At 73.6% G+C, this 25,060-nt stretch carries 20 protein-coding genes and 1 tRNA gene; 13 read left to right on the top strand and 8 right to left on the bottom strand.

Translation table 11 applies throughout. The features are described from left to right. Positions 1–269: 269 nt before the first annotated feature. The 6 genes from BG482_RS35735 to BG482_RS35755 all read left to right on the top strand — a co-directional run bounded on the left by BG482_RS35735 (position 270) and on the right by BG482_RS35755 (position 8,615). Positions 270–1,907: a beta-N-acetylhexosaminidase gene (locus BG482_RS35735; RefSeq protein ID WP_069773380.1), complete on the top strand. Its 1,638-nt coding sequence runs from the start codon at positions 270–272 to the stop codon at positions 1,905–1,907. Positions 1,908–2,157: 250 nt separating this feature from the next. After that, positions 2,158–3,051, top strand: coding sequence for a xanthine dehydrogenase family protein subunit M (locus tag BG482_RS35740; RefSeq protein WP_069773381.1), 894 nt, complete (start codon positions 2,158–2,160; stop codon positions 3,049–3,051). Then, on the top strand, positions 3,048–4,826 hold the full coding sequence (locus tag BG482_RS35745; RefSeq protein ID WP_069773382.1) for a 2Fe-2S iron-sulfur cluster-binding protein: 1,779 nt from the start codon (positions 3,048–3,050) through the stop codon (positions 4,824–4,826). The genes BG482_RS35740 and BG482_RS35745 overlap by 4 nt, the downstream gene beginning before the upstream one ends. Beyond that, positions 4,823–7,132, top strand: a complete 2,310-nt coding sequence (locus BG482_RS35750) for a xanthine dehydrogenase family protein molybdopterin-binding subunit (RefSeq protein WP_069773383.1) — start codon at positions 4,823–4,825, stop codon at positions 7,130–7,132. The genes BG482_RS35745 and BG482_RS35750 overlap by 4 nt, the downstream gene beginning before the upstream one ends. Next, positions 7,129–7,260, top strand: a complete 132-nt coding sequence (locus BG482_RS45570; RefSeq protein ID WP_256096584.1) for a hypothetical protein — start codon at positions 7,129–7,131, stop codon at positions 7,258–7,260. The genes BG482_RS35750 and BG482_RS45570 overlap by 4 nt, the downstream gene beginning before the upstream one ends. A 173-nt stretch (positions 7,261–7,433) precedes the next feature. Next, the gene (locus BG482_RS35755) at positions 7,434–8,615 is read left to right on the top strand and encodes an SUKH-4 family immunity protein (RefSeq protein WP_069773384.1); all 1,182 of its coding nucleotides are present in this window, start codon (positions 7,434–7,436) and stop codon (positions 8,613–8,615) included. A 254-nt stretch (positions 8,616–8,869) separates the two neighbouring features. On the opposite strand, the gene BG482_RS35760 is transcribed toward BG482_RS35755, so the two are convergent. Then, a tRNA-Cys gene (locus BG482_RS35760) sits at positions 8,870–8,941 on the bottom strand. Positions 8,942–9,163: 222 nt separating this feature from the next. On the opposite strand from BG482_RS35760, the gene BG482_RS35765 reads away from it, so the two are divergent. The 4 genes from BG482_RS35765 to BG482_RS35780 all read left to right on the top strand — a co-directional run bounded on the left by BG482_RS35765 (position 9,164) and on the right by BG482_RS35780 (position 15,112). Then, a complete protein-coding gene (locus BG482_RS35765) occupies positions 9,164–10,627 on the top strand; it encodes an MFS transporter (RefSeq protein ID WP_069773396.1) in 1,464 nt (487 codons plus the stop codon). 652 nt (positions 10,628–11,279) lie between these two features. Then, complete coding sequence (locus tag BG482_RS35770) at positions 11,280–13,079, top strand: DEAD/DEAH box helicase (RefSeq protein ID WP_069773385.1); 1,800 nt, start codon at positions 11,280–11,282, stop codon at positions 13,077–13,079. A gap of 542 nt (positions 13,080–13,621) precedes the next feature. After that, a complete protein-coding gene (locus BG482_RS35775; protein ID WP_069773386.1) occupies positions 13,622–14,272 on the top strand; it encodes an IclR family transcriptional regulator in 651 nt (216 codons plus the stop codon). Between the two features lie 48 nt (positions 14,273–14,320). Next, positions 14,321–15,112, top strand: coding sequence for a PDZ domain-containing protein (locus tag BG482_RS35780; protein ID WP_069773387.1), 792 nt, complete (start codon positions 14,321–14,323; stop codon positions 15,110–15,112). Between the two features lie 7 nt (positions 15,113–15,119). On the opposite strand, the gene BG482_RS35785 is transcribed toward BG482_RS35780, so the two are convergent. The 5 genes from BG482_RS35785 to BG482_RS35805 all read right to left on the bottom strand — a co-directional run bounded on the left by BG482_RS35785 (position 15,120) and on the right by BG482_RS35805 (position 19,330). Beyond that, positions 15,120–16,073, bottom strand: coding sequence for a glycine betaine ABC transporter substrate-binding protein (locus BG482_RS35785; RefSeq protein ID WP_069773388.1), 954 nt, complete (start codon positions 16,071–16,073; stop codon positions 15,120–15,122). Beyond that, entirely contained in the window at positions 16,070–16,882 is an 813-nt protein-coding gene (locus BG482_RS35790) for an ABC transporter permease (RefSeq protein ID WP_069773397.1), read from the bottom strand. The genes BG482_RS35785 and BG482_RS35790 overlap by 4 nt, the downstream gene beginning before the upstream one ends. A 68-nt stretch (positions 16,883–16,950) precedes the next feature. Beyond that, positions 16,951–18,189, bottom strand: a complete 1,239-nt coding sequence (locus tag BG482_RS35795; RefSeq protein ID WP_069773389.1) for a betaine/proline/choline family ABC transporter ATP-binding protein — start codon at positions 18,187–18,189, stop codon at positions 16,951–16,953. Beyond that, a complete protein-coding gene (locus BG482_RS35800) occupies positions 18,182–18,829 on the bottom strand; it encodes an ABC transporter permease (protein WP_069773390.1) in 648 nt (215 codons plus the stop codon). The genes BG482_RS35795 and BG482_RS35800 overlap by 8 nt, the downstream gene beginning before the upstream one ends. Positions 18,830–18,835: 6 nt before the next feature. Then, positions 18,836–19,330 (bottom strand): Lrp/AsnC family transcriptional regulator, encoded by a 495-nt coding sequence (locus BG482_RS35805; RefSeq protein ID WP_176741552.1) that lies wholly within the window; start codon positions 19,328–19,330, stop codon positions 18,836–18,838. Between the two features lie 125 nt (positions 19,331–19,455). Between BG482_RS35805 and hppD the strand changes: the two genes are divergently transcribed. Then, complete coding sequence (gene hppD, locus BG482_RS35810; protein WP_069773391.1) at positions 19,456–20,601, top strand: 4-hydroxyphenylpyruvate dioxygenase; 1,146 nt, start codon at positions 19,456–19,458, stop codon at positions 20,599–20,601. A 93-nt stretch (positions 20,602–20,694) separates the two neighbouring features. Here the strand turns inward: hppD and BG482_RS35815 are convergent, their stop codons facing one another. Then, positions 20,695–22,086, bottom strand: a complete 1,392-nt coding sequence (locus tag BG482_RS35815; RefSeq protein ID WP_069773392.1) for a lipopolysaccharide assembly protein LapB — start codon at positions 22,084–22,086, stop codon at positions 20,695–20,697. Positions 22,087–22,178: 92 nt separating this feature from the next. On the opposite strand from BG482_RS35815, the gene BG482_RS35820 reads away from it, so the two are divergent. Next, complete coding sequence (locus BG482_RS35820) at positions 22,179–23,585, top strand: FAD-binding oxidoreductase (protein ID WP_069773393.1); 1,407 nt, start codon at positions 22,179–22,181, stop codon at positions 23,583–23,585. Between the two features lie 17 nt (positions 23,586–23,602). Here BG482_RS35820 and BG482_RS35825 read toward each other — a convergent pair whose 3' ends face one another. Further along, positions 23,603–24,121, bottom strand: coding sequence for an SsgA family sporulation/cell division regulator (locus BG482_RS35825; RefSeq protein ID WP_069773394.1), 519 nt, complete (start codon positions 24,119–24,121; stop codon positions 23,603–23,605). A 302-nt stretch (positions 24,122–24,423) separates the two neighbouring features. On the opposite strand from BG482_RS35825, the gene BG482_RS35830 reads away from it, so the two are divergent. Then, positions 24,424–25,060, top strand: a 637-nt coding sequence (locus BG482_RS35830) for a DUF2510 domain-containing protein (protein WP_141746697.1), incomplete at its 3' end; no start/stop codon positions are given.

Consider the following 25,060-nt stretch of genomic DNA (forward strand, 5'->3'; position numbering starts at 1 on the left):
CCTTCTCGCCGTCCTTCCGGTCCGCGTGCCCCAAAAGCCTCGGAAAGCGGTTCCGCAGGCCCCGCGGGAAGTCCTTCGGAAGCCCTTCGGAAGCCCTTCGGGAGGCCTTCGGGAAGCACTGTGGAAGGCCGCGCAGGGCGGCGGAACGAGGTGTACGCGCTTTCTGCGGAGGCGGGCCGCACGGTCACGGCTATTTCCGGTTCTGGTTTCTTCGTACTCGCACAGCGACGGCCGGTCCGCGGACCGGGCGGAGCGGTCAGGGACTGATCATGGATCTCATTCCGGCGCCCCGGCGCCTCACCCGGAACCACGGCGGCCGCGGCGGCCACGGCCGCCTGGACGCGCGGACCCGGCTGGAGGCGGGACCCGGCACCGAGGGCGTCGCGCGTTGGCTGCGGGCGACCGTCGGCGCGGCGACCGGTCTTCCCCTGGCCGGCCACGGCGACGGCGAGCGGCGCATCCTGCTGGCCGTCGACCCCGCGCTGCCCCCGGAGGGCTACCGGCTGTCCCTCGGCGGCCCCGACCAGGTGATCGCGGGCGGCAGCGCGGCCGGCGTCTTCTGGGGCGCGCAGACCCTGCGGCAGCTGCTCGGCCCGGACGCCTTCCGCCGGGCCCCGCTGCACCCCGGCCGGCACTGGGAACTGCCGGAGATCACCGTCGAGGACGCCCCCCGCTTCGGCTGGCGCGGTCTCATGCTCGACGTGGCACGGCACTTCATGCCCAAGGAAGGCGTGCTGCGCTATCTGGACCTGATGGCCGCGCACAAACTCAACGTCTTCCACTTCCATCTGACGGACGACCAGGGCTGGCGCGTGGAGATCAAGAGGCACCCCCGGCTGACCGAGATCGGGTCCTGGCGGACGCGCACGAAATTCGGCCATCGCGCCTCGCCCCTGTGGGACGAGAAACCGCACGGCGGCTTCTACACCCAGGACGACATCCGGGAGATCGTCGCCTACGCCGCCGAACGGCATATCGCCGTCGTCCCGGAAATCGACGTGCCCGGCCACTCGCAGGCCGCGATCGCCGCGTATCCGGAACTCGGCAACACCGACGTCGTCTCCGCCTCCGGAGAGGCGGGCGGCGCCCTCTCCGTGTGGGACACCTGGGGGATCAGTCCCCATGTGCTCGCCCCCACCGAGGACACCCTGCGCTTCTACGAGGGGGTGTTCGAGGAAGTGCTGGAGCTGTTCCCGTCGGAGTTCGTCCACGTGGGGGGCGACGAATGCCCCAAGGACGAGTGGCGTGCCTCGCCGGCCGCGCAGGCGCGCATCAGGGAACTCGGGCTCGCCGACGAGGAGCAGTTGCAGTCCTGGTTCATCGGCCACTTCGACAAGTGGCTCTCCGCGCGCGGGCGTCGCCTCATCGGCTGGGACGAGATCCTGGAGGGCGGTCTCGCGCCGGGGGCGACCGTGTCGTCCTGGCGGGGCTACGTCGGCGGGATCGCCGCCGCCCGGGCCGGGCACGACGTCGTGATGTGCCCCGAGCAGCAGGTGTACCTCGACCATCGCCAGCACGACAGCCCGGACGAGCCCGTGCCGATCGGGTACGTGCGCACCCTGGAGGACGTCTACCGGTTCGAGCCCGTTCCGCCGGAGCTGACGCCCCGGCAGGCGCGGCACGTGCTGGGAGCGCAGGCCAACCTGTGGACCGAGGCGATGGAGGACCACACGCGCGTGGACTACCAGGCGTTCCCCCGGCTCGCCGCCTTCGCGGAGGTCGCCTGGAGCGGCCTGCCCGTACCGGCGGAGCGCGACTTCGCCGGCTTCGAGCGGCGGATGGAGGCCCACTACGAGCGGCTCGACGCCCTGGGCGTCGGCTACCGTCCGCCGTCCGGGCCCCGGCCGTGGCAGCGGCGGCCCGGCGTCCTCGGGCGTCCGATCGACGGTCCGCCCCCGAACCGGTGATGCCCGTCGGCCGCGCGAGCGTGCGGGGAGAAACCCCGGCAGGGTCACCGAAGAGTGGCAATTCGCGCACACCGGTGATGCCGTGCGAAAACGGACCATCTCCCGGATGGCGTGGGCGAATGCCTCCTAGCGGACCCCCGCGTTCTGGTGTGGCGAACATGTGCCAGAGTTGCCACGTCCGCCCTGTCAGCACGTACCGTACGGCAACACAGGTGGGACCAGGTGGGGCAGCGGGAAGGGGCAGCCGGTTTTGAGCACGCACGCACCGCAGGCGGCGCAGGCCGTCACGCTGCCCACGACACTGGACGAGGCCGTGGCGGCGCTGGCCGCCATGCCCGCCGCCGTGCCCGTGGCCGGCGGCACCGACCTCATGGCCGCCGTCAACTCCGGGCAGCTCAGGCCCACCGCCCTGGTCGGTCTCGGCCGGATCAGCGAGATCCGCGGCTGGCAGTACCAGGACGGCCACGCGCTCCTAGGCGCCGGACTGACCCACGCGCGCATGGGCCGTCCCGACTTCGCCGCCCTCATCCCGGCGCTCGCCGCCGCGGCGCGCGCCGCGGGACCGCCGCAGATCCGCAACGCGGGCACCCTGGGCGGCAACATCGCCTCGGCCGCCCCCACGGGCGACGCGCTGCCGGTGCTGGCCGCGCTGGAAGCGATCCTGATCATCGCGGGCCCGGGCGGAGCCCGCCGGGAGATCCCCGTGTCGCACCTGCTGGCCGGCATGGACATGCTGCGCGGCGGCGAACTCATCGGGTACGTGCGCGTGCCGCTGCTGCACGCCCCGCAGGTCTTCCTCAAGGCCACCGGACGCACGGGTCCGGGCCGTGCGGTGGCCTCCGTGGCGCTGGTCCTCGACCCCGCCCGGCGCGGCGTCAGATGCGCCGTCGGCGCCATAGCGCCGATGCCGCTGCGTCCGCTGGAGGCGGAGCAGTGGGTCGCCCGGCTGATCGACTGGGACAACAGCCGCACCATCGTCCCGGAGGCCCTGACCGCCTTCGGGGAGTACGTGGCCGCCGCCTGCATCCCCGACCCGACGCCGGGCGTGGACGGCTCCGTACCCGAACTTCCGCCCGCCGTACTGCACTTGCGGCGCACCGTCGCCGCGCTGGCCCGACGAGCACTGGGGAGGGCGCTGTCGTGACCGACGACCAGCACGGACCCGGACACGGACAGGACAACGGACAGGACCAGGGCGCGCCGCAGGGCGGCAGCCGCTGGGACCCGCTGCCCCAGGGGGACTACGACGACGGCGCGACCGCCTTCGTCAAGCTCCCCGAAGGCGGCATCGACGCCTTCCTGGCCGCCCGCGGCGACAGTCCGCTCGCCGCGCCGGGCCACGGGTACGTGCCGCCGCAGATAGCGGTCGCGCCCCCCGAGGACGCCTCCGCGACCTGGGCCGCCCCGGCCGGCGCCGGTGACTGGCCCGCCCCGCAGGGCACCCCGCAGACGGTCGGCGACGACCGGTTCACGTACCACCCCGGCGCCACCGGCCAGTGGACGTTCGACGACACCTCGGCGCCCCCCGGCGCACCGCAGTCCGCGCACACCTCCGGCCACGACGTGACCGGCCAGTGGTCGATCCCCGTCGCGGGCGGCGACCTGCCCGACGAGTCCGGCGAGTTCACCACGTCGTCCCTGGTCGAGCAGTGGGGCGGCACACCCCCCGCCACCCTGCCCGGCGGCGCGGCCGCGCCCTGGGCGACCGGCGCGCCCGACCCTGCCGAGGGGCCCTGGGGGCCGCACGCCGACGAGGCCGGCCCACAGAGCGCGGACCGGCCCCCGTTCGGCCACGCGCCGGAGCACACGCCCCCGCACGGCAGCGCCGGGCACGCGCCGCCCCACGACCCCGCGGCAGCGGAACACGACCCTCGCCGTGCCCCCGAGCACAGCGAGCCGCACACTTCCGGGACGTACGCCCCGGAGATCTCCCCCGAGGCGTACACGGTGGCCCCGGACGGCCCCCCGGAGGCCGCTCGACGGGCCGCCGAGGCCGACGGGAGCGTCGAGCCCGCCGGGGACCCCGGCCACGCCCGGCAGTCCCTCCACGAGCCCGCGGAGGCCTCCCACGGCCCCGCCGAGCCGAGCCCGGCGCCCACCGCCGCGCCCGCGGACGCCCACGCCCCGGCCGACGCCCCCGAGGACGCCCCGGCCGTCGACGACACCCCGGGCGACCCCGGAACCGCCACCGAGCCCGACGCCGCCGACGGGGACCCGCAGGCCCCGGCGGGCGCCGACGCCGCCGAGGCCCCCGACGACGCCCTGCCGCCGTTCCACGAGGAACACCCCCTCGCCGCCTACGTGCTGCGCGTCAACGGCTCCGACCGGCCCGTCGCCGACGCCTGGATCGGCGAGTCGCTGCTCTACGTCCTGCGCGAGCGCCTCGGCCTCGCCGGCGCCAAGGACGGCTGCTCGCAGGGCGAGTGCGGGGCCTGCAACGTCCAGGTGGACGGCCGGCTCGTCGCCTCCTGCCTGGTCCCGGCCGTCACCACCGCCGGCAGCGAGATCCGCACCGTCGAGGGCCTCGCCGTCGACGGACAGCCCTCCGACGTGCAGCGGGCGCTCGCCCGGTGCGGGGCCGTGCAGTGCGGCTTCTGCGTCCCCGGCATGGCGATGACCGTCCACGACCTGCTGGAGGGCAACCCGGCGCCCACCGAACTGGAGGCCCGGCAGGCCCTGTGCGGCAACCTGTGCCGCTGCTCCGGATACCGGGGCGTCCTGCGGGCCGTCCAGGACGTCGTGGCCGAACGCGAGGCGCACGCCGCCGCGGAGGCCGAGACGGACGGCGACGAGGCCCGTATCCCCCACCAGGCGGGCCCGGGCGGGGGCGGCGTCCACGTGTCGGCCTTCGAGAACCCGGCGCAGCCCCACCCGCACGACCCCGCGTACGGGCAGGGCCAGGACGGAGGCCAGGCGTGAGCAACGAAGCAGTCGTCGCGACGAGCCCCGTGGAGGCGTCCCCGCCCCCCGAGCCGGTCCCGCACGGCATCGGCGCCTCCCTGCAGCCCGCCGACGCCCGCGCGAAGACCGAGGGCACCTTCCCGTACGCGGCCGACCTGTGGGCCGAGGGCCTGCTGTGGGCGGCCGTGCTGCGCTCACCGCACCCGCACGCGCGCATCCTGTCCGTCGACACGTCCCACGCGCGGGAGATGCCCGGCGTACGGGCCGTCGTCACCCACGAGGACGTCCCCGGCCGCGCCCTGCACGGCCGCGGCACGGCCGACCGGCCGGTGTTCGCCTCCGACGTCGTACGCCACCACGGCGAGCCCATCGCGGCCGTCGCCGCCGACCACCCGGACACCGCGCGGATGGCCGCCGCCGCCGTCATCGTCGAGTACGAGGTGCTCGACCCGGTGATCGACCCCGAGCAGGCCTTCGAGGCCGAGGCCCTGCACCCCGACGGCAACCTGATCCGGCACATCCCGCTGCACCACGGCGACCCGGCCGCGACCGGCGAGATCGTCGTCGAGGGCCAGTACCGCATCGGCCGCGCAGACCCCGCCCCGATCGGCGCCGAGGCCGGCCTCGCCGTGCCCCGTCCCGACGGCGGCGTGGAGCTCTACCTGGCGTCCACCGACCCGCACACCGACCGGGACACGGCCGCCGCCTGCTACGGCCTCGAACCCGAACGCGTGAAGATCGTCGTCACCGGAGTGCCCGGCGCCACCGCCGACCGCGAGGACCAGGGCTTCCAGCTCCCGCTCGGGCTGCTCGCCCTGAAGACCGGCTGCCCGGTCAAGCTCACGGCCACCCGCGAGGAGTCGTTCCTCGGCCACGTGCACCGGCACCCCACGCTCCTGCGCTACCGCCACCACGCCGACGCCGAAGGGCGGCTGGTGAAGGTGGAGGCGCAGATCCTGCTCGACGCGGGCGCCTACGCCGACACCTCCGCCGAGGCCCTGGCCGCCGCCGTCTCCTTCGCCTGCGGCCCCTACGTCGTCCCGAACGCCTTCATCGAGGGCTGGGCGGTGCGCACGAACAACCCGCCGTCGGGCCATGTGCGCGGCGAGGGCGCGATGCAGGTCTGCGCCGCCTACGAGGCGCAGATGGACAAGCTGGCGAAGAAGCTCGGCGTCGACCCCGCCGAGCTGCGGCTGCGCAACGTCATGGCGACCGGTGACGTCCTGCCGACCGGCCAGACGGTGACCTGCCCCGCGCCCGTCGCCGAACTCCTCCAGGCCGTCCAGGAGTTCCCCCTTCCGGCGCTCCCCAAGGACACGCCCGAGGAGGACTGGCTGCTGCCCGGCGGCCCCGAGGGCGCGGGCGAACCGGGCGCGGTCCGCCGGGGTGTCGGCTACGGCCTCGGCATGGTGCACATGCTGGGCGCGGAGGGCGCCGACGAGGTCTCCACGGCGACCGTGAAGGTCCAGGACGGCGTCGCGACGGTCCTGTGCGCGGCGGTGGAGACCGGCCAGGGCTTCACGACGCTGGCCCGCCAGATCGTCCAGGAGACGCTCGGCGTCGACGAGGTGCACGTGGCCCCCGTGGACACCGACCAGCCCCCCGCGGGTCCCGGCTGCCGGGGCCGCCACACATGGGTCTCGGGCGGCGCGGTGGAACGCGCGGCGAAGATGGTCCGCACCCAGCTCCTGCAGCCCCTGGCGCACAAGTTCGGCATGTCCACGGAACTGCTGCAGATCACCGACGGAAAGATCACCTCCTACGACGGCGTCCTGTCGACGCCCGTCACGGAGGAGATGCGGGGCAAGGAGCTGTGGGCGACGGCACAGTGCCGCCCGCATCCCACCGAGCCCCTGGACGCGGCCGGCCAGGGCGATGCCTTCGTCGGTCTCGCCTTCTGCGCGATCCGCGCGGTCGTCGACGTCGACATCGAACTGGGCTCGGTGCGGGTCGTCGAACTGGCGGTCGCCCAGGACGTCGGCCGGATCCTGAACCCGGCGCAGCTCACCGCGCGCATCGAGGCGGGCGTGACCCAGGGCGTGGGCATCGCGCTCACGGAGAACCTGCGCACCCCGCGCGGCCTGATCCGCCACCCCGACCTCACCGGTTACGCGCTGCCCACGGCCCTGGACGCCCCGGACATCAGGATCGTCAAGTTGGTCGAGGAGCGGGACGTGGTCGCGCCGTTCGGAGCGAAGGCGGCCAGCGCGGTCCCGGTGGTGACCTCGCCCGCGGCGATCGCCTCCGCCGTGCGCGCCGCGACGGGCCGCCCGGTGAACCGGCTGCCGATAAGGCCGCAGGCGGCCGTGGTGACGGACCGATGAGCGAGCCGGATCCGGACCCCGGACAGCGCTACGAGCCCCCGCCGGGCCTCGGCAAGCTGCTGGCCTGGATCCTGCTGTTCGTGGCGGCGGCGGTGGCCGTGGTGCTGGGCGGCATCTACTTCACCTGAGGCTCCGTCGGGGGAACTCTCGGGCACGTCCCGACGTCTTCAGTGCGGGACCGGTGTCGGGCGTGCCGGGTGTCGGGTGCCGGGCGCTGTCGCCGGTCACCGCCGTTGTCAGTGGGTCCGCATAGGCTGCGGAGCAGTGGGACGGCGCACGCAACTTTCCGCACGGGGGACCGATGGGCACGACCAGGACCACCACCGCCACGACGACGGCCACACCGACGATCATCTTCACCGAGGACGAGCTGAACCCGTACGCCACGCAACTGCCGACACACCACTGGCCGACCGGCCCCGGCCTGGCACACCTGCACGGACTGCCAGTGGACGGCGGCCTGTTGCCGTTCGCGCTGCCGTACACGGACCGCTCGCACAGGGACCGCTCGCACACGGACCGCTCGCGCACGGTCGTCGGCGCCGCGGGTGACCCGGAGGGCCGTTCGGCCGTCCTGCTCGACGGAGTGAGGGGCGAGATCTCGGCCACGTACTTCCTGCACGCCCACCCCGACCGGATGGACGCCCGCCCGCTCGCCCCCTCCCTGGAGAAGCTGGCGCGCTTCGCGACGGCGGCGGACGAACTGGCGGCCCTGCGCGGCCAGTTCGCCTCCTACGCCGGCCGGCTCGCCCCGCGGGCGAGGGCGGAGGCCACGCGGCGACTGCTGGCCGTGTTCGAGGCGGGCGCGGGCGGCACGGAACGCGCGCAGAGCTCGAACGGCGGGTCCGGCGGATCCGGCCTCTTCCGGCAGCTGGGCGCGGTGGTCCGCCCGTTGGCCCTGGCGGCCGGCCCCTGCACCACATCCGGCCTGGCGCTTGACCTGCCCGCCCGTCTCCTGGACGAGGAGTTCGGCTCCGGCGCCGTCGTCCGCTTCGAGGACGTCGACCTCCCGAGGACGCTCACGCACGCCCCGACCCGCCGTTTCCTGCGCGAGCAGGGCCTGCCGGAGGAGGTCTGCCGGTTCTCGCTGGAGACGGACACACCACTGCAGACCCTCGCCGAGTACCGCGCCGACGTCCGTGGCGACGCCCTGACGGAGCAGCGGCTCCCGGCCGGCGCCGACCGGCTGATCCGGCTGGGCAGCCTGCCGGCCGACACCTGCCTCGTCCTGGACGGCGCCACGGGCGCGGTGCTGACCTGGAGCGAGCCGGACCTCGGGCTGCGTCCGCTCAACGCCGACATCTCGACCCTGGCCTTCACCTTCTGGCTGATCCGGCGCGAGCGCGCCCTGGAGGCGGTACACGCGCTGACCGAGGCCTACGACCGGCTCGCCGACACGATGTGCCGCACCCTGGCCGCGGTCGACCCGACGTCCTGCGGCCCGGTGTTCGACGTCGAGACGGGCGGCGGCCTGCCCGCCTGACCGGGCACGGTCCGATCCGAGGCGCCCCCTGAGGAAGCACAGAACCGGCGCCCGGCGTGCGGCGGAAGTCGTCACCGCACTCGCCACGGCCGCCGCGATCGCCTCCGCGGCCGCGGTCCACGTCAGTCCGCCGCCCGACCGACGGCCGCTGCCCAGCAGGCTGACGCCCCCTCAACCGTCCCCGCACACGCGAAAGGACGGCCCCCCGAGGGGAACCGCCCTTGCGCGCCGCCCGGTAGGGCAGAGCGAGATCGAGGCCATGGCGGGAATCGAACCCGCGTAACTCGCTTTGCAGGCGAGTCCCTAAGCCACTCGGGCACACGGCCGGGTCGGGAAGGGGGTTCGTGGTGCGCCCCGTCCGGACTTGGTACGCCGACCGTACGGGCCGGGCGGGAAGGGGTTCAAGGGCTGCGCCGGGGCCGCAACGGGACTGCCACACGCCGTTCATGAAGCGGGCGGCACGGCCGTGGTCGTAGGACCAAGGTCCCGGGCGCGAACCCGCCCTCCGACAGGGGCCGATGTCGGTGACGCCCCTTACGCTGACGACCATGGCCGCCCTCGAACCCCGCGACACCGGTGTCGCAGACGAAGTCCTGTCCCGCGCCGTGAGACCCGAGGAGGACGGGACCGTCCTGGGGCGGGCCCATCGGGCCCTCACCGTCGGGATCGTCTCCGTGGTGCTGCTCATCGCCTTCGAGGCGACGGCCGTGGGGACCGCCATGCCGGTCGCGGCGCGGGACCTCGACGGGGTGTCGGTGTACGCGTTCGCGTTCTCCGGGTACTTCACGACGAGTCTGTTCGGAATGGTGTTCGCCGGGCAGCTGTCGGACCGGCGGGGACCGCTCGGGGCGCTGGGAGGCGGGATCGGGGCCTTCGCGGCGGGGCTGCTGCTCTCGGGGAGCGCCCAGGCCATGTGGGTGTTCATCCTGGGGCGGGCCGTGCAGGGACTCGGCGGCGGGCTGGTGATCGTCGCGCTGTACGTCGTCGTCGGACGGGCCTATCCGGAGCGGCTGCGGCCCGCGATCATGGCCGCGTTCGCCGCCTGCTGGGTGGTGCCGTCCGTGGTCGGGCCGCTGGCCGCCGGCGCGGTGACCGAGCATCTGGGGTGGCGGTGGGTCTTCCTGGGGATACCCGTCCTCGTCGTCGGACCGCTCGCGCTGGCCCTGCCGCAGATACGCCGGCGGGCGAGCGGACCCGTGGAAGGGACGGTCGCCCCGCCCTTCGACCGGCGGCGGATCCGGCTCGCCCTCGCCATCTCCCTCGGCGCGGGGCTCCTGCAGTACGCCGCCCAGGATCTGCGGCCGGTCTCGGCCGTGCCCGCCGCCGCGGGGCTCGCGCTGCTCGTGCCCGCCGTGCGCGGGCTGCTGCCGCGCGGCACCTGGCGGGCCGCCCGCGGCCTGCCCTCCGTGGTGCTGCTGCGCGGTGTGGCCGCCGGGTCCTTCATCGCCGCCGAGTCCTTCGTGCCCCTGATGCTGGTGACGCAGCGGGGGCTGAGCCCGACCCTGGCCGGGTTCTCGCTCGCCGCCGGCGGCGGCACCTGGGCCCTGGGGTCATGGCTGCAGTCGCGGACCTGGGCCGAGCCGTACCGCGAGCGGCTGATGGCACTCGGGATGGTGCTGGCGGCCGCCGCCATCGCCGCCGCGCCCAGTGTGCTGCTGCCCGCCGTGCCCGCCTGGACGGTCGCCGTCGCCTGGGGCTTCGGGTGCTTCGGGATGGGGCTCGTCATCTCCTCCACCAGCGTGCTGCTGCTGAAGCTGTCCGCCCCGCAAGAGGCGGGCGCCAACTCGGCCGCCCTCCAGATCTCGGACGGACTGTCCAACGTGCTGCTGCTGGCCGTGGGCGGCGCCGCGTTCGCCGCGCTGGGCGGCGGGAGCGTGGCGCACGCGACGACGGCCGCTGCCGCCGACGGCGCCTCGCATCCCGCCGCCTTCGCCGCCGTCTTTTTCCCCATGGCCACGGTGGCCCTCCTGGGAGCCTGGGTGACCACCCGCCTGCACGAGCGACATCCGTGACGTGCAAGTCCCTCGGCCGCGTCCTGGACGATCTCGCCGACGCCACCGGTCGGCGGGCCCGAGGACATCGCGCTGGACGCCGTACGCGACCTGCTGCGGGCGGAGGAGGCGCGCGTGCGCGCGGAGGCCGAGCGGCTCGCGCAGGCCCAGGCGGACCTGCTGCGGAGGCCGGGGGAGTGAACGGTCACCCGGCACCGGGGGCTTCCGGGCCCACCCGCCATCTCACCGTCGCCGAGGTCGCCGGGATCCGCGGGGGTCGCCTTCGGTGGACGGGCGCCCGAGGCGCGGGCGCGCGGGCTCCTCACCTCCGCCGTGCACCGGCCGAGGGCCAGGATGTTCGGCACGGTCGCGTACGACGACGTCCGACCTGGTCATCGACGTGGCGTCGGGCGTGGAGTCCGGGATCCCCGCGATCGCGCGGCCGCTGCGGGCGTTGTGACCTGGATCCCAACCACGGGCGACCGCGCGTCGTTCGCGCGTCGGCACGGGCGGGCCGCCGGTAGGGTGGCCCGGTTGTCATACACAGCCGAGTCCCCCGTCCACCGAGTCGCCCGTCGACGAAACGCCGCCCGCCCGTCCGCCCGTCACCCGCTGCCGCCCTTCCGACGCGCTTCGCGCGGACCCTCTTGATTCGACCCCGAACCCGGAGACCGTGACCATCACCGCCGCCACCAGCTCCTCCTCCCACCACCTGTCGCCCGCCTTTCCCGGCCGCGCCCCCTGGGGCACCGCCAGCAAGCTGCGCGCCTGGCAGCAGGGAGCGATGGAGAAGTACCTCCAGGAGCAGCCGCGCGACTTCCTCGCCGTCGCCACCCCCGGCGCCGGCAAGACGACCTTCGCGCTGACCCTCGCCTCCTGGCTGCTGCACCACCACGTGGTGCAGCAGGTGACCGTGGTCGCGCCGACCGAGCACCTGAAGAAGCAGTGGGCGGAGGCGGCCGCGAGGATAGGGATCCGGCTGGACCCCGAGTACAGCGCCGGGCCGCTCAGCAAGGACTACCACGGCGTCGCCGTGACCTACGCGGGCGTCGGCGTGCGGCCGATGCTGCACCGCAACCGCAGCGAGCAGCGCAAGACGCTGGTCATCCTCGACGAGATCCACCACGCCGGTGACTCCAAGTCCTGGGGCGAGGCCTGTCTCGAGGCCTTCGAACCCGCGACCCGTCGCCTCGCGCTCACCGGCACGCCGTTCCGCTCCGACACGAACCCCATCCCCTTCGTGACGTACGAGGAGGGCAACGACGGGATCCGGCGGTCCGCCGCCGACTACACCTACGGGTACGGGTCCGCGCTCGCCGACAACGTCGTCCGGCCCGTCATCTTCCTCTCCTACAGCGGCAACATGCGCTGGCGGACCAAGGCCGGCGACGAGATCGCCGCCCGGCTCGGCGAACCGATGACCAAGGACGCGATCAGCCAGGCCTGGCGCACCGCCCTCGACCCGCGCGGCGAGTGGATGCCCAGCGTGCTGCGCGCCGCCGACCAGCGGCTCACCGAGGTCAGGAAGGCCATCCCGGACGCCGGCGCGCTCGTCATCGCCTCCGACCAGGACTCCGCCCGCGCCTACGCCAAGCTCATCCGGGAGATCACCGGCTCGAAGGCCACCGTCGTCCTGTCCGACGACACCGGCGCGTCCAACCGCATCGACGAGTTCAGCGGCAGCACCGACCGGTGGATGGTCGCGGTGCGGATGGTGTCCGAGGGCGTCGACGTGCCGCGCCTCGCGGTCGGGGTGTACGCCACCACCATCTCCACCCCGCTCTTCTTCGCCCAGGCCGTCGGGCGCTTCGTGCGGTCCCGGCGGCGCGGCGAGACCGCCTCCGTCTTCCTCCCCACCGTGCCCGACCTGCTCACCTTCGCCAACGAGATGGAGGTCGAGCGCGACCACGCCCTCGACAAGCCGAGGAAGGAGGGTGAGGAGGATCCGTACGCCGAGTCCGAGAAGGAGATGGACGAGGCGAACAAGGAGCAGGACGAGGACACCGGCGAGCAGGAGCAGTTCGCCTTCGAGGCGCTGGAGTCCGAGGCCGTCTTCGACCGGGTGATGTACAACGGGGCCGAGTTCGGCATGCAGGCCCACCCGGGCAGCGAGGAGGAGCAGGACTACCTCGGCATTCCGGGACTGCTCGAACCCGACCAGGTGGAGCTGCTGCTGCAGAAGCGGCAGGCCAAGCAGATCGCGCACAGCAGGAAGAAGCCGGACACCGAGGCGGACCTGCTCGAACTGCCCGCCGAGCGGCGGCCGGTCGTCTCGCACAAGGAGATGATGGAGCTGCGCAAGCAGCTCAACACGATGGTCGGCGCGTACGTCCATCAGAGCGGCAAGCCCCACGGTGTGATCCACACCGAACTGCGGCGCGTGTGCGGCGGCCCGCCCAGCGCGGAGGCGACGGCGGGACAGCTGCGGCAGCGGATCGCCAAGGTGCAGGAGTGGGCGACCCGGATGCGGTGACGGCCCGGCGACGGGTCCCGAGGGGTCCACGGACCCTGCGCCGACGGCCCGGCGACGGGCCGGGGGACCCGGCACCGAGGCGTCCCCGGCGCGTGGGAGCCGCCGCGCGTCCGGCGCGAGTGCCACGACACCGCTCACCGGACGGTCCTCTCCGCCCACCCGCATCGAGCCCACCCGCTCGCGCCCCCTTCCCCCGCCTTCTTCCGGCCCCCGTCCCCCGCCTTCTCCCCGCCCCCCCCGGCAGGGGCGCGCGCGCCTGGGCCGCGCTCCGTACGTATCGGGATAAATGCAGGAAGTCCCCACCGGCCACTGACCGGATTCTGGACGGAGCCTTCCGCTCAGCGAACCTGCTTCGCTACTGTCCCGCTACGCACACGCCCCGTGGCAGCGCCGCCGCGGAGCGCAGCCGTGAAGCGACCGGGCCCGGACACGCCGGACCCGTCTGTCGATCGGCGGCCTCTGTGGCGCGTCACTGACGGGACTCGGTGACGCATCCGCCGCGACGGAGGGCCGCCGACCTCACCACTTAAGGAGTGGGCGTCGTGACCGCGGAGACCTCCCAGACGCTCGATCGAGGGCTGAAGGTACTCAAGCTGCTGGCCGATACCGACCACGGGCTGACCGTCACCGAGCTGTCCAACAAACTGGGCGTCAACCGGACCGTCGTGTACCGGTTGCTCGCCACTCTGGAGCAGCACGCCCTGGTCCGACGCGACCTGGGCGGCCGGGCCCGGGTCGGCCTCGGCGTGCTGCGGCTCGGCCGTCAGGTGCATCCGCTGGTGCGGGAGGCCGCGCTGCCCGCGCTGCGCTCGCTGGCCGAGGACATAGGGGCGACCGCGCACCTCACGCTGGTGGACGGGACCGAGGCGCTCGCCGTCGCCGTCGTCGAGCCGTCCTGGACGGACTACCACGTGGCCTACCGGGCCGGGTTCCGGCATCCGCTGGACCGGGGGGCGGCCGGCCGGGCGATCCTCTCCGCACGGCAGAAGACGGCGCGTACCGCGGACGAGCCCGGCTACACCCTGACGCACGGGGAACTGGAGGCCGGCGCGAGCGGTGCGGCCGCTCCGCTGCTGGGCGTGACCGGCGTCGAGGGCAGCGTGGGCGTGGTGATGCTCGCGGACGCGGTGCCCGAGCGGGTGGGCCAGCGGGTCGTGGACGCGGCCCGGGAAGTGGCCGAGGCCCTGCGCTGACCGGCGGGCGGCCACGGGAGCGGGGCTTCGCCGCGTTAGATTGACTCCGTGCTCTCACGCCTCTCACGCCCCCAGGCCCTCGCCGTCTGTGCGCTGCCCGTCGTGGCGCTGCTCGCCACGGCCGCCTTCGCGCCCCTGCCGTTCTCGGTGGCGCAGCCGGGCATGACGGCGAACGTCCTGGGCGAGAACAAGGGAGCCGAGGTGATCACGATCTCCGGCGCGCCCACCCGGCACACGAGCGGGCAGCTGCGGATGACGACGATCGAGGCGACCAACCCCGACACCGACGTCAGGCTCCCCGACGTGATCGACGGCTGGTTCCGCACCGACCAGGCGATCATGCCGCGCGACTCCGTCTACCCCAGCGGGCAGAGCACCAAGGAGATCGAGCAGCACAACACCGAGCAGATGCGGCAGTCCCAGGACGCGGCGACGGAGGCCGCGCTGAAGTACCTGCACCTCGGCGACGACAAGGTCAAGGTCACGCTGAAGCTGGCCGACGTGGGCGGCCCCAGCGCCGGACTGCTGTTCTCGCTCGGCATCGTCGACAAGCTCGACGGCGACGGCAGCGGGGGCGACCTCACGGGCGGGCGCACGATCGCGGGCACGGGGACGATCGACGCCGCCGGCAAGGTCGGCGCGGTCGGTGGCGTCGCCCTGAAGACGCAGGCCGCCAGGCGGGACGGCGCGACCGTGTTCCTCGTGCCCAAGGACGAGTGCGCCGACGCGAAGTCCGAGCTGCCCGGCGGCCTGCGGCTGATCCCCGTCACCACGCTCCAGGGCGCGGTCGAGGCGCTGGTCGCGATGGAACACGGCAAGGGCCCGGTCCCCAGCTGCTGATCGGCGGCTACGTCACGAACCCCTGGTCCTTCATCCACTCCAGCGCCACCTGGTGCGGGTCCTCCCCGTCGACGTCGACCTCGGCGTTCAGTTCCCGCGCCACCGTGTTGTCGAGCTTCCTGGTGATCGGGTCCAGCAGGCCCGCGATCGCCGGCCACTTCCTCAGCGTCCCGGAGTTGATCACGGGCGCGGCGTTGTAGTGGGGGAAGAAGCCCTTGTCGTCGTCCATCACCACCAGCTTCATCGACTTGATGCGGCCGTCCGTGGTGTACACCTCGCCGTAGGCGCAACTCCCCTTCGCCGCCTGGGTGTAGATGATCCCGGTGTCCATCTGGGTGACCCGGGACGCCGGCACGTCCATCCCGTACGCCTTCTCCATGCCCCGCAGCCCGTCCGCCCGGTTGGCGAACTCGCCCTCCACGCACAGTGTCACGGCGCCCGGGTCCGACCGGGACAGCGCGGCCGCCGCCGACAGCGTTCTCGTGCGGTACCTGCGATGGTTCGCCTGGTTCATCGCGAGCGCGTAGGTGTTGTCCAGCCGGGACGGCGGCAGCCAGGTCAGCCCGTTGCCGGCGTCGGCGTCGCGCACCGCCCGCCACTGCCGCCGCGGGTCGGGGACGGGCCGGCTGTTGCCCAGGTAGGTGATCCAGGCCGTGCCCGTGTACTCGTACATGGCGTCGGCGTCCCCCTTGCGGACCGCCTCCCGGCTGCCGATGGAGCCCTGGATGCCGGTGCGGTCCAGCACGTCGGCGCCGGCCGCCCGGAAGGCGATGCCGATCATCGCGCCGAGGATCAGGTTCTCGGTGAACGACTTGGACGTCACCGTCAGCCGGGCCCCCCGGAGCGGCTCGCCCCGTCCGATCGAGCCGGGCGAGACGTCGTCGGCCATGGGGGAGCCGCTGCTCAGGCCGCAGCCGGCCGTCAGCAGCAGCGCCCCGGCGAGGAACCCCGCCGCTCTCATGCGTCCGTCTCCAGTCCCCGCGGCCGCAGCAGCACCTCGGCGAGCGAGGCCAGCCAGTCGACCAGCAGCGCCAGGGCGACGGTGAGGACCGAGCCCAGCACCAGCACCGGCATGCGCTGGTTGGTGATGCCGGCCGTGATCAGCACGCCCAGGCCGCCGCCCCCGCCGAAGGTCGCCAGGGTCGCGGTGCCGACGTTCAGCACCAGCGCCGTGCGGACGCCGGCCAGGATGAGGGGGACCGCCAGCGGCAGCTCCACCCGGGACAGCACGCCGGACGGGGACATGCCGATCCCGCGGGCCGCCTCCAGCAGCGTCGGATCGTTCGCCTTCAGCCCGGCGACCGTGTTGGAGAGCACGGGCAGGACGGTGTAGGCGATCATGCCGACCAGGGCCGCCCGGCGGCCGATGCCCAGCCAGATCACCAGCAGCGCCAGCAGACCGATCGCCGGGGTCGCCTGCCCGACGTTGGCGAGGGCCAGCGCGACCGGGGTCGCTCCGCGGAACCTGCGCCGGGTGAGCAGGATGCCCAGCGGTATCGCGATGACCAGCACGAAGAACGTGGAGATCACCGTCAGCTGGATGTGCTGCCACAGCGCCTTGGACACCTGGCCGCCGGAGAGCGCGTTCTCCGTGATCGTGTCCAGGCCCGCCTGCTCGAACCACAGCCAGGTCGCCAGCAGGAGCGCGACCAGGAAGGCGGGCAGAAGGGTCAGCTTCTGCCAGGTCAGCCGTCGCCGTGGGGGAGCGGACGGGCGGGACGCGGGCTCCGTCCTCTCCCGCGCCGACGTGCCCGGGAGGCTGTCCGGCAGGTCGCCCGGCAGATCGTCCGGCGGGTCGTCCGGCGGGTCGTCCAGCCGGCCGTCGAGTTCGGAGGCGCTCACACCGGCGCCTTCCCGGCCGGCCCCTCCTGGTGCGTGTGCGTGTGCGTCTGCGCGGTCCGGGCCTCCTCCGGTGCGTGTCGCGCCGCCAGCGCCTCCAGCCGGTCGGCCTCCAGCAGCTCGTGGACGGAGTGCAGCAGCGTCTCCATGTCGACGACCCCGGTGTACTCGCCCCGCCGCCCGGTGACCGCGACCCGCCCGGTGCTGTCCGTGAGCACCGCCTCCAGCGCGTCGCGCAGGGTGGCGTCGCGGGTCACCGTGCCGCCGACCGGGGTCCCGGCCCGTGCCAGGGAGCCCCCGGCCCGCATCAGGTCCCCGCGGCGCAGCCACTTGCAGGGCCGGCCCCGACGGTCCAGCAGCAGGATCTCGTTCCTGCCGCAGGACCGCAGCCGGTTGAAGACCGTCTGCAGCGGATCGTCCACGGTGACCGTCGGATAGTCCGTGATCTCCACGTCCCGCACCCGGCTCAGGTCGAGCCGCTTCAACGCCGCTCCGGCCCCCACGAACCCGGACACGAAGTCGTCGGCCGGGTGGGTGAGGATCGCCTCCGGGGTGTCGAACTGGGCGATGCGGGAGCGCTCGCGCAGCACCGCGATCCGGTCGCCGAGCTTGATCGCCTCGTCGAAGTCGTGGGTGACGAACACGATCGTCTTGTGCAGCTCGCGCTGGAGCCGGAGCAGTTCGTCCTGGAGGTGTTCCCGGGTGATCGGGTCGACCGCGCCGAACGGCTCGTCCATCAGCAGCACCGGTGGGTCCGCCGCCAACGACCGTGCCACGCCCACCCGTTGCTGCTGGCCGCCGGACAGCCGACGCGGGTAGCGGTGCCGGAACTCGCCGGGGTCGAGCCCGACCAGGTGGAGCATCTCGTCCACCCGGTCGCGGATCCGCGCCTTCGGCCAGCCGGTCATCCTGGGCACGAGCGCGATGTTCTGCGCGACGGTCATGTGCGGGAAGAGCCCGGACGACTGGATGGCGTAGCCGACCTTGCGGCGCAGCCTGACCGGGTCGATGTCGGTGACGTCCTCGCCGCCGATGCGGATCCGCCCGCCGCTCGGCTCGATCAGCCGGTTGATCATCTTCAGGGTGGTCGACTTCCCGCACCCCGAGGGCCCGACGAAGACGACCGTCTCACCCGCCTTGATCTCCAGGGTGACGTCGTCGACGGACGGCTCGGCGTTGCCCGGATACCGCTTGGTGAGGTTCTCCAGCTCGATCGACGCGCCGTGCGACTCAGACACGGATCCCCCTGGGAATCGTCAGGCGTCCGACGACGACGTACGCGGCGTCGAACAGCAGGGCCAGCACGATGATCCCGAGCGTGCCGGAGAGCACCTGGTTGAGGGCGTTCTTGCTGCCCAGCGAGGCGATCCCGCGGAAGATCTCGTTGCCGAGACCGGGCCCGGAGGCGTACGCGGCGATCGCGGCGATGCCCATCAGCATCTGCGTGGAGACCCGGATCCCCGTCAGGATCGGTGGCCAGGCCAGCGGCAGCTCCACCCGGGCCAGCCGCGTCAGCCGGGACATGCCGATGCCGTTCGCCGCGTCCACCAGCGAGGGGTCGACGCCGCGCAGTCCGACGATGGAGTTCCGCACGATCGGCAGCAGTCCGTACAGCGTCAGCGCGATCACCGTCGGAGGCACGCCGAGCCCGACCACCGGGATCAGCAGACCGATCATCGCGAGCGAGGGGACGGTCAGGAGGGTCGAGGTGGAGGTGGTGGCCAGGTCGGCCGCCCAGCTGCTGCGGTAGGTGACGACGCCGATCACCACCCCGATCAGGGTCGCGGCGACCATGCACTGGAAGACGACACCGGCGTGCTGCCAGGCATCGGTGAGGAGCTGCTGACGCCGGTCGTCCAGGTACTCCCAGAAGCTCAACGATGCTCACCCCACAGGTCTGCCAGGCCTTTCCCGGTCGTCCGCGGCCTGCTCCACCAGCGGGATGATCCGCAGCGGAACGGGGTTCTCCATCACGATCGCGGTGGAGGCCCGGACAATGCCATCAAAGCCCACGACCCGGTCGATGACCCGCTGGAGATCGGCGTTGGAGCGCGCCACCAGCCGGCACAGCATGTCCCCGCTGCCGGTCGTGGTGTGCAGCTCCAGCACCTCCGGCACGGATCCCAAGTGCGCCCGCACATCGGCCCCTTGGCCCTGCCGGATCTCCAGCGTGGCGAACGCGGTGACCGGGTAGCCGAGCGCCGCCGGATCGACCTGCGGCCCGAAGCCCCGGATGACTCCGTTCGACTGAAGCCGGTCGAGCCGCGCCTGCGCGGTCCCGCGGGCCACCCCCAGCCGACGGGACATCTCCAGCACCCCCAGCCGCGGCTCCCGGGCCAGCAGCACGATGATCCGGCCGTCCAGATGATCGATCGCCATACCGCCCGCCTCCGAGATGGTCATCCTGTACAGAAAGCCCGGCGAAACCGCCCCGCCGCTGAACACCTTGCCCAGTGATGAAGCGAACTATTGCGCACCTTGCCGAGCGGGGCGACCCTTCGGCTATGACGCAGACCACACACCACACTCCCGACACCGCCCGGCAGGCCGACCCCTTCCCGGTCAAGGGAATGGACGCGGTCGTCTTCGCCGTGGGCAACGCCAAGCAGGCGGCGCACTACTACTCCACCGCCTTCGGCATGACGCTGGTCGCCTACTCCGGACCGGAGACGGGCAGCCGCGAGACCGCCTCGTACGTGCTCACCAACGGCTCCGCCCGCTTCGTCATGACCTCCGTCGTCAAGGCCGCCGGCCCCTGGGGTCACTTCCTCGAACGGCATGTGGCCGAGCACGGGGACGGCGTCGTCGACCTCGCCATCGAGGTCCCGGACGCCCGCGCCGCCCACGCCTACGCCGTCGAGCACGGCGCGCGCTCGATCGCCGAGCCGTACGAGCTCAAGGACGAGCACGGCACGGTCGTCCTCGCCGCGATCGCCACCTACGGCGACACCCGCCACACCCTCGTCGACCGGTCCGGCTACGACGGCCCGTACCTCCCGGGCTACACGAGCGCCGACCCGATCGTCGAACCGCCCTCCCGCCGCACCTTCCAGGCCGTCGACCACTGCGTCGGCAACGTGGAGCTCGGCCGGATGAACGAGTGGGTCGGCTTCTACAACAAGGTCATGGGCTTCACCAACATGAAGGAGTTCGTGGGCGACGACATCGCCACCGAGTACTCCGCCCTGATGTCGAAGGTCGTCGCCGACGGGACCCTGAAGGTCAAGTTCCCGATCAACGAGCCGGCCATCGCCAAGAAGAAGTCGCAGATCGACGAGTACCTGGAGTTCTACGGCGGTGCGGGCGTCCAGCACATCGCGCTCAACAGCAACGACATCGTGCAGACGGTCCGCACGATGCGCGCGGCCGGCGTGCAGTTCCTCGACACCCCCGACTCCTACTACGACACCCTCGGCGAGTGGGCCGGCGAGACCCGCGTCCCCGTCGAGACCCTGCGCGAGCTGAAGATCCTCGTCGACCGCGACGAGGACGGCTACCTGCTGCAGATCTTCACCAAGCCGGTCCAGGACAAGCCGACCGTCTTCTTCGAGATCATCGAACGCCACGGCTCGATGGGCTTCGGCAAGGGCAACTTCAAGGCCCTCTTCGAGGCGATCGAACGCGAGCAGGCCAAGCGCGGCAACCTGTAGTCGGGCGGCCCGCGACACACAGTCGCCAGGACGGCGGCGGCCGCCGCGGGACGGCAGCGGCGACCGGTGGCCAGGACGGCCCCGGGCCCGCGCTCAGGACGGCAGTTCCGCGGGGGCCGGCTCGTCGCCCAGCTGGCCGGCCGCCGCCCGGGCCACCGGTCCGAGCAGCGGCGAGAAGTACGGGTTGATCTGCAGCGCCTCCCGCAGATGCCGCCGGGCCGGGCCCTCCGCGCCCAGATCCCGCTCGATCATGGCCAGGTGGTAGACGTAGGGCGCGCTGCGCACCGCGCCCCCGTGCACCCGGTCGGTGGCCGTCATGGCGAACCTCAGGGCCTCCCGGTCCTGCCCGGCCCGGTGCAACGCCCAGCCCAGCGCGTCCGCCACCGCGATCCCCGGCTGTCTGCGCCACTCGGCCCGCAGCCGCCGCACCGCCCGGGCCGCATCCCCGTGGTCCGCCTCGAACCGGCCGAGGACCAGCTCCCCGTCCACCCCGCCCGCCGCCTCCTCCCGCACCAGCGTTCGCAGCAGGTCGTACTGCACCCGCGCCGCCTGGGCGAGCCCCAGCGACTCGTACAGCTCGCCCAGCTCCAGCGCGTACTGCGGCGACGGCTGCTCGGCCAGCGCCGTCCGGTACGCGCTCAGCGCCTCCGTCGTCCGCCCCAGAGCCGCCAGCGCCCTCCCCTGCCCGGCCTGCGCGGCCCGCATGTCGGGGTCGAGCCGCACCGCCTCCTGGAAGTGCCGCAGCGCGTTCTCCCGCTCGCCGCGCTCCCACGCCAGCTCCCCGCCCCGCTCCAGCCAGGCCGCCTGCTCGGCCGGCGACGAAGCGGCCGCCGCCGCGTCCGCCAGCGCCGCCTGCGCGTCCTCGCGCCGGCCCTGGTCCCAGTACACGCCCGCCGCCCGCGCCCGCACGACGGGCCCCGAGTGCAGCGCCGTCAGCCGGCCGAGGGCCTTGCGGGCCTTCTTGTAGTCGCCCAGCCCGGTGTACGCGTCGATGAGCTGCGCATACGTCGTCCAGCGCTTCGGCGCCGCCTTGCGCGCGGCCTCACCCCACGCCAGGGCAGCCGGGAAGTCACGGCGTGCGTTGGCCAGCGCCGCCAGACCGTCGAGCGCGTCGGCGTTGTTCCTCGGGCGCGCCTTCAGCGAGGTCCGCAGCGCCCGCTCGGCCTTCGGGTACAGCGCGGCCACGTCCGCGGTACGCCGGCCCTGCTCCAGGTAGGCGGCCCCGAGCACCGCCCACGACCGCGCGTCCCGCGGATGGGCCCGCACCCGGCTCTCCCGCTCGTCGACCAGCTCCGCGAGATCCGCGAGCGCGGCCGGCGTGCCCGCGCGGACCGCCGAGCCCGCCTGCGCCCCGGGAGCGGCCACGGGCGCCCGCCCGGCCGGCCCGTCGCCGGACAGACACATCAGCGCCCCGCCGCCCAGCGCGAGACACCCCACGAGCGAGCCCACGAGCAGCCGCCGACGAAACCGAGAGACCTTCTCCATGGCGTTCACTCTGCGTCGGTACGACGACCGGATGACGTCAGCGGAAGGGTCCGCCGGGCGGGGTTCACACCGATGGCCCCGAGTGCGAACCTGTGATCATGAGCCGTTTGGAAGCGCCGCGCGACGACGTGACGGGCAACCTTCTCGACCGCCTGCTGGCCGGCCTGCCCGCTGAGGCCGTCCTCACCGATCCGGACGTCACGGTCGCCTACGCCCACGACATGGCGGGCTTCTGCCCGGCCGGCGCCCCGGCCGTGGTCGTGCTGCCGCGCACGGCCGAAGAGGTCCAGCACGTGATGCGCACGGCGACCGAGCTGCGCGTCCCGGTCGTGCCGCAGGGCGCCCGCACCGGCCTGTCCGGCGGCGCCAACGCCACCGAGGGCTGCATCGTCCTGTCCCTGACCAGGATGGACCGCATCATCGAGATCAACCCCGTGGACCGCGTCGCCGTGGTCGAACCCGGCGTCGTCAACGCGGTCCTGTCGCGGGCCGTGGGCGAACACGGCCTGTACTACCCGCCCGACCCCTCCAGCTGGGAGACGTGCACGATCGGCGGCAACATCGGCACCGCGTCCGGCGGCCTGTGCTGCGTCAAGTACGGGGTGACGGCCGAGTACGTCCTCGGACTCGACGTGGTGCTCGCCGACGGACGGCTGATGTCCACCGGCCGCCGCACCGCGAAGGGCGTCGCCGGGTACGACCTCACCCGTCTGTTCGTGGGCTCCGAGGGCTCGCTGGGAATCGTCGTGCGGGCGATCCTGGCGCTGAAGCCGCAGCCGCCGCGCCAGTTGGCGCTGGCGGCCGAGTTCGCGTCCGGCGCCGCGGCCTGCGACGCGGTGTGCCGGATCATGGCCGGCGGGCATGTGCCCTCCCTCCTCGAACTGATGGACCGCACGACCGTCCGGGCCGTCAACGAACTGACCCGTATGGGCCTGCCGGAGACCACCGAGGCCCTGCTCCTCGCCGCCTTCGACACCCCCGACCCGGCCGCCGACCTCGCCGCGGTCGGCGCGCTGTGCGAGGCGGCCGGCGCCACACAGGTCGTCCCCGCCGAGGACGTCGCCGAGTCCGAACTCCTGCTCCAGGCGCGGCGTTCGGCGCTCGTCGCGCTGGACGCCGTCAAGGGGACGACGATGATCGACGACGTGTGCGTGCCCCGCTCCAGGCTCGGCGAGATGCTCGAGGGCGTCGAACGCATCGCGGACAAGCACGGGCTGACCATCGGGGTCGTCGCCCACGCCGGAGACGGCAACACCCACCCCACGGTCTGCTTCGACGCGGCGGATCCCGACGAACGCCGGCGCGCCCGCGAGTCCTTCGACGAGATCATGGGCCTCGGCCTGGAACTCGGCGGCACCATCACCGGCGAGCACGGCGTGGGCGTGCTGAAGAAGGAGTGGCTGGCGCGCGAGATCGGCCCGGTGGGCGTGGAGATGCAGCGCGCCGTCAAGGCCGCGTTCGACCCGCTGGGCATCCTCAACCCGGGCAAGCTGTTCTGAGGGCCGACGGTCCTCGCTCACTCACCCGCGTCCCCCGTCTCCTCGCCCGGCCACGGGTCGCGCAGCCACGCGTCGTCCGCCGGGACCGGTCCCCCCTGCTCCAGCGAGGGCGAGAGCCTGGGGGAGGGGGCGAGCAGCTCGGCCAGCGCGTCGTCGATGCCCAGCTGCTCGCCCTCGGAGCCGGGCGGCACCACCCGCAGCGTCCGCTCCAGCCAGGCCGAGACCTGGGCCGCGGGCGCCTCCAGGAGGGCGTCGCCGTCGGGTGAGCTCAGCGCCATCAGCACGACGCTGCGGCCCTCCGCCTTCGTCGGCCACACCCGCACGTCCCCGTGTCCGCACGGCCGGAAGACCCCCTCCACGAGCAGCTCGCGGGCGAACGTCCAGGCGACCGGCTGCTCCGAGTTGATGTGGAAGGTGACATGGACGGCGAACGGGTCGTCGCTGCGGTAGCCGAGCCTGGCCGGGACCGGGATGCCACGCTCGGGCGACAGGATGAGCTTCAGCTCCAGCTCGCGTTCCACCACGGTGTGATGCATGACGTTCTCCTCTCGGAACGGAACCCGCGACGGGCCCCGGGGGCCGTCACGGACTGTCGTACGGGCCTTCGTGCGGGCCCGTACGAGTGGAGAGGGCGTGGACCCGGAACCATTACGCGGGTTCGGAGAACTTTTCCGTCGGCCGTGTGCGCCGGGCCCCGGCGGGCGGTTTCGAACGTGTGAAGAGCGTGCACGGGGTTGCCCGGAAAGGTGGCCGTATGGCCAGAGCCGCCCTGGCTCACGCGCGCGTCTGATAAATGTGGTCCCCCATCCCACCCCCGAGCAGATACGGGACGACGGACATGAGCGCCCCAACCCCGGCCCCCGGCGACGACAGGCCCCGCGAGGGGTACTACCCGGACCCTTCCATCCCTGGATACGTCCGGTACTGGAACGGCGCCTCCTGGGTGCCGGGCACCAGCCGGCCCGCGCCGTCCGACGGCCGGCCGCTCACGTCCCCGTCCGGCGGGCCCGCGCCCTCCGTCGAGGAGACCGGCCCGCACTTCTTCGACGAGGACCCCGCGCCGGCCGACCCCTTCGGCGGCCGCTCCGAGCCGGCCTCCGCCTGGGGCGCGGACCGCGCCCACCAGTCCGGCTTCGGCGGCGAACAGGACCGCCGCGTCTCATGGGGCGCTCCGCAGGGCGCCGACCCGCGGGCCGCCTCGCCCGCCCCGGCACAGCCCGAGGGCCGGTCGACCAGCACGGACGGCATGGCGACGATCCCGCCCGCGGAGCCGGAGGACAGCGGCGTCCCCGGCGGCGGGGACGTGGTCTCCGGCGGCACGTTCGTCTTCCGCCGCCCGACGCCGGGCGCCGGGACGGCCGGATCGCAGCCCGGCCCGGCCCAGTCCGGCCCGGCCCCGTCCGGCGCCCCCGGGTTCGTCCCCGACGAGGGCACCGTCACCTTCCGTGCGCCGGCCCCGCGCTCGGCCCACCAGG

Origin of the sequence: Streptomyces sp. LUP30, assembly GCF_001746365.1 — a bacterium.
GTDB lineage: Bacteria > Actinomycetota > Actinomycetes > Streptomycetales > Streptomycetaceae > Streptomyces.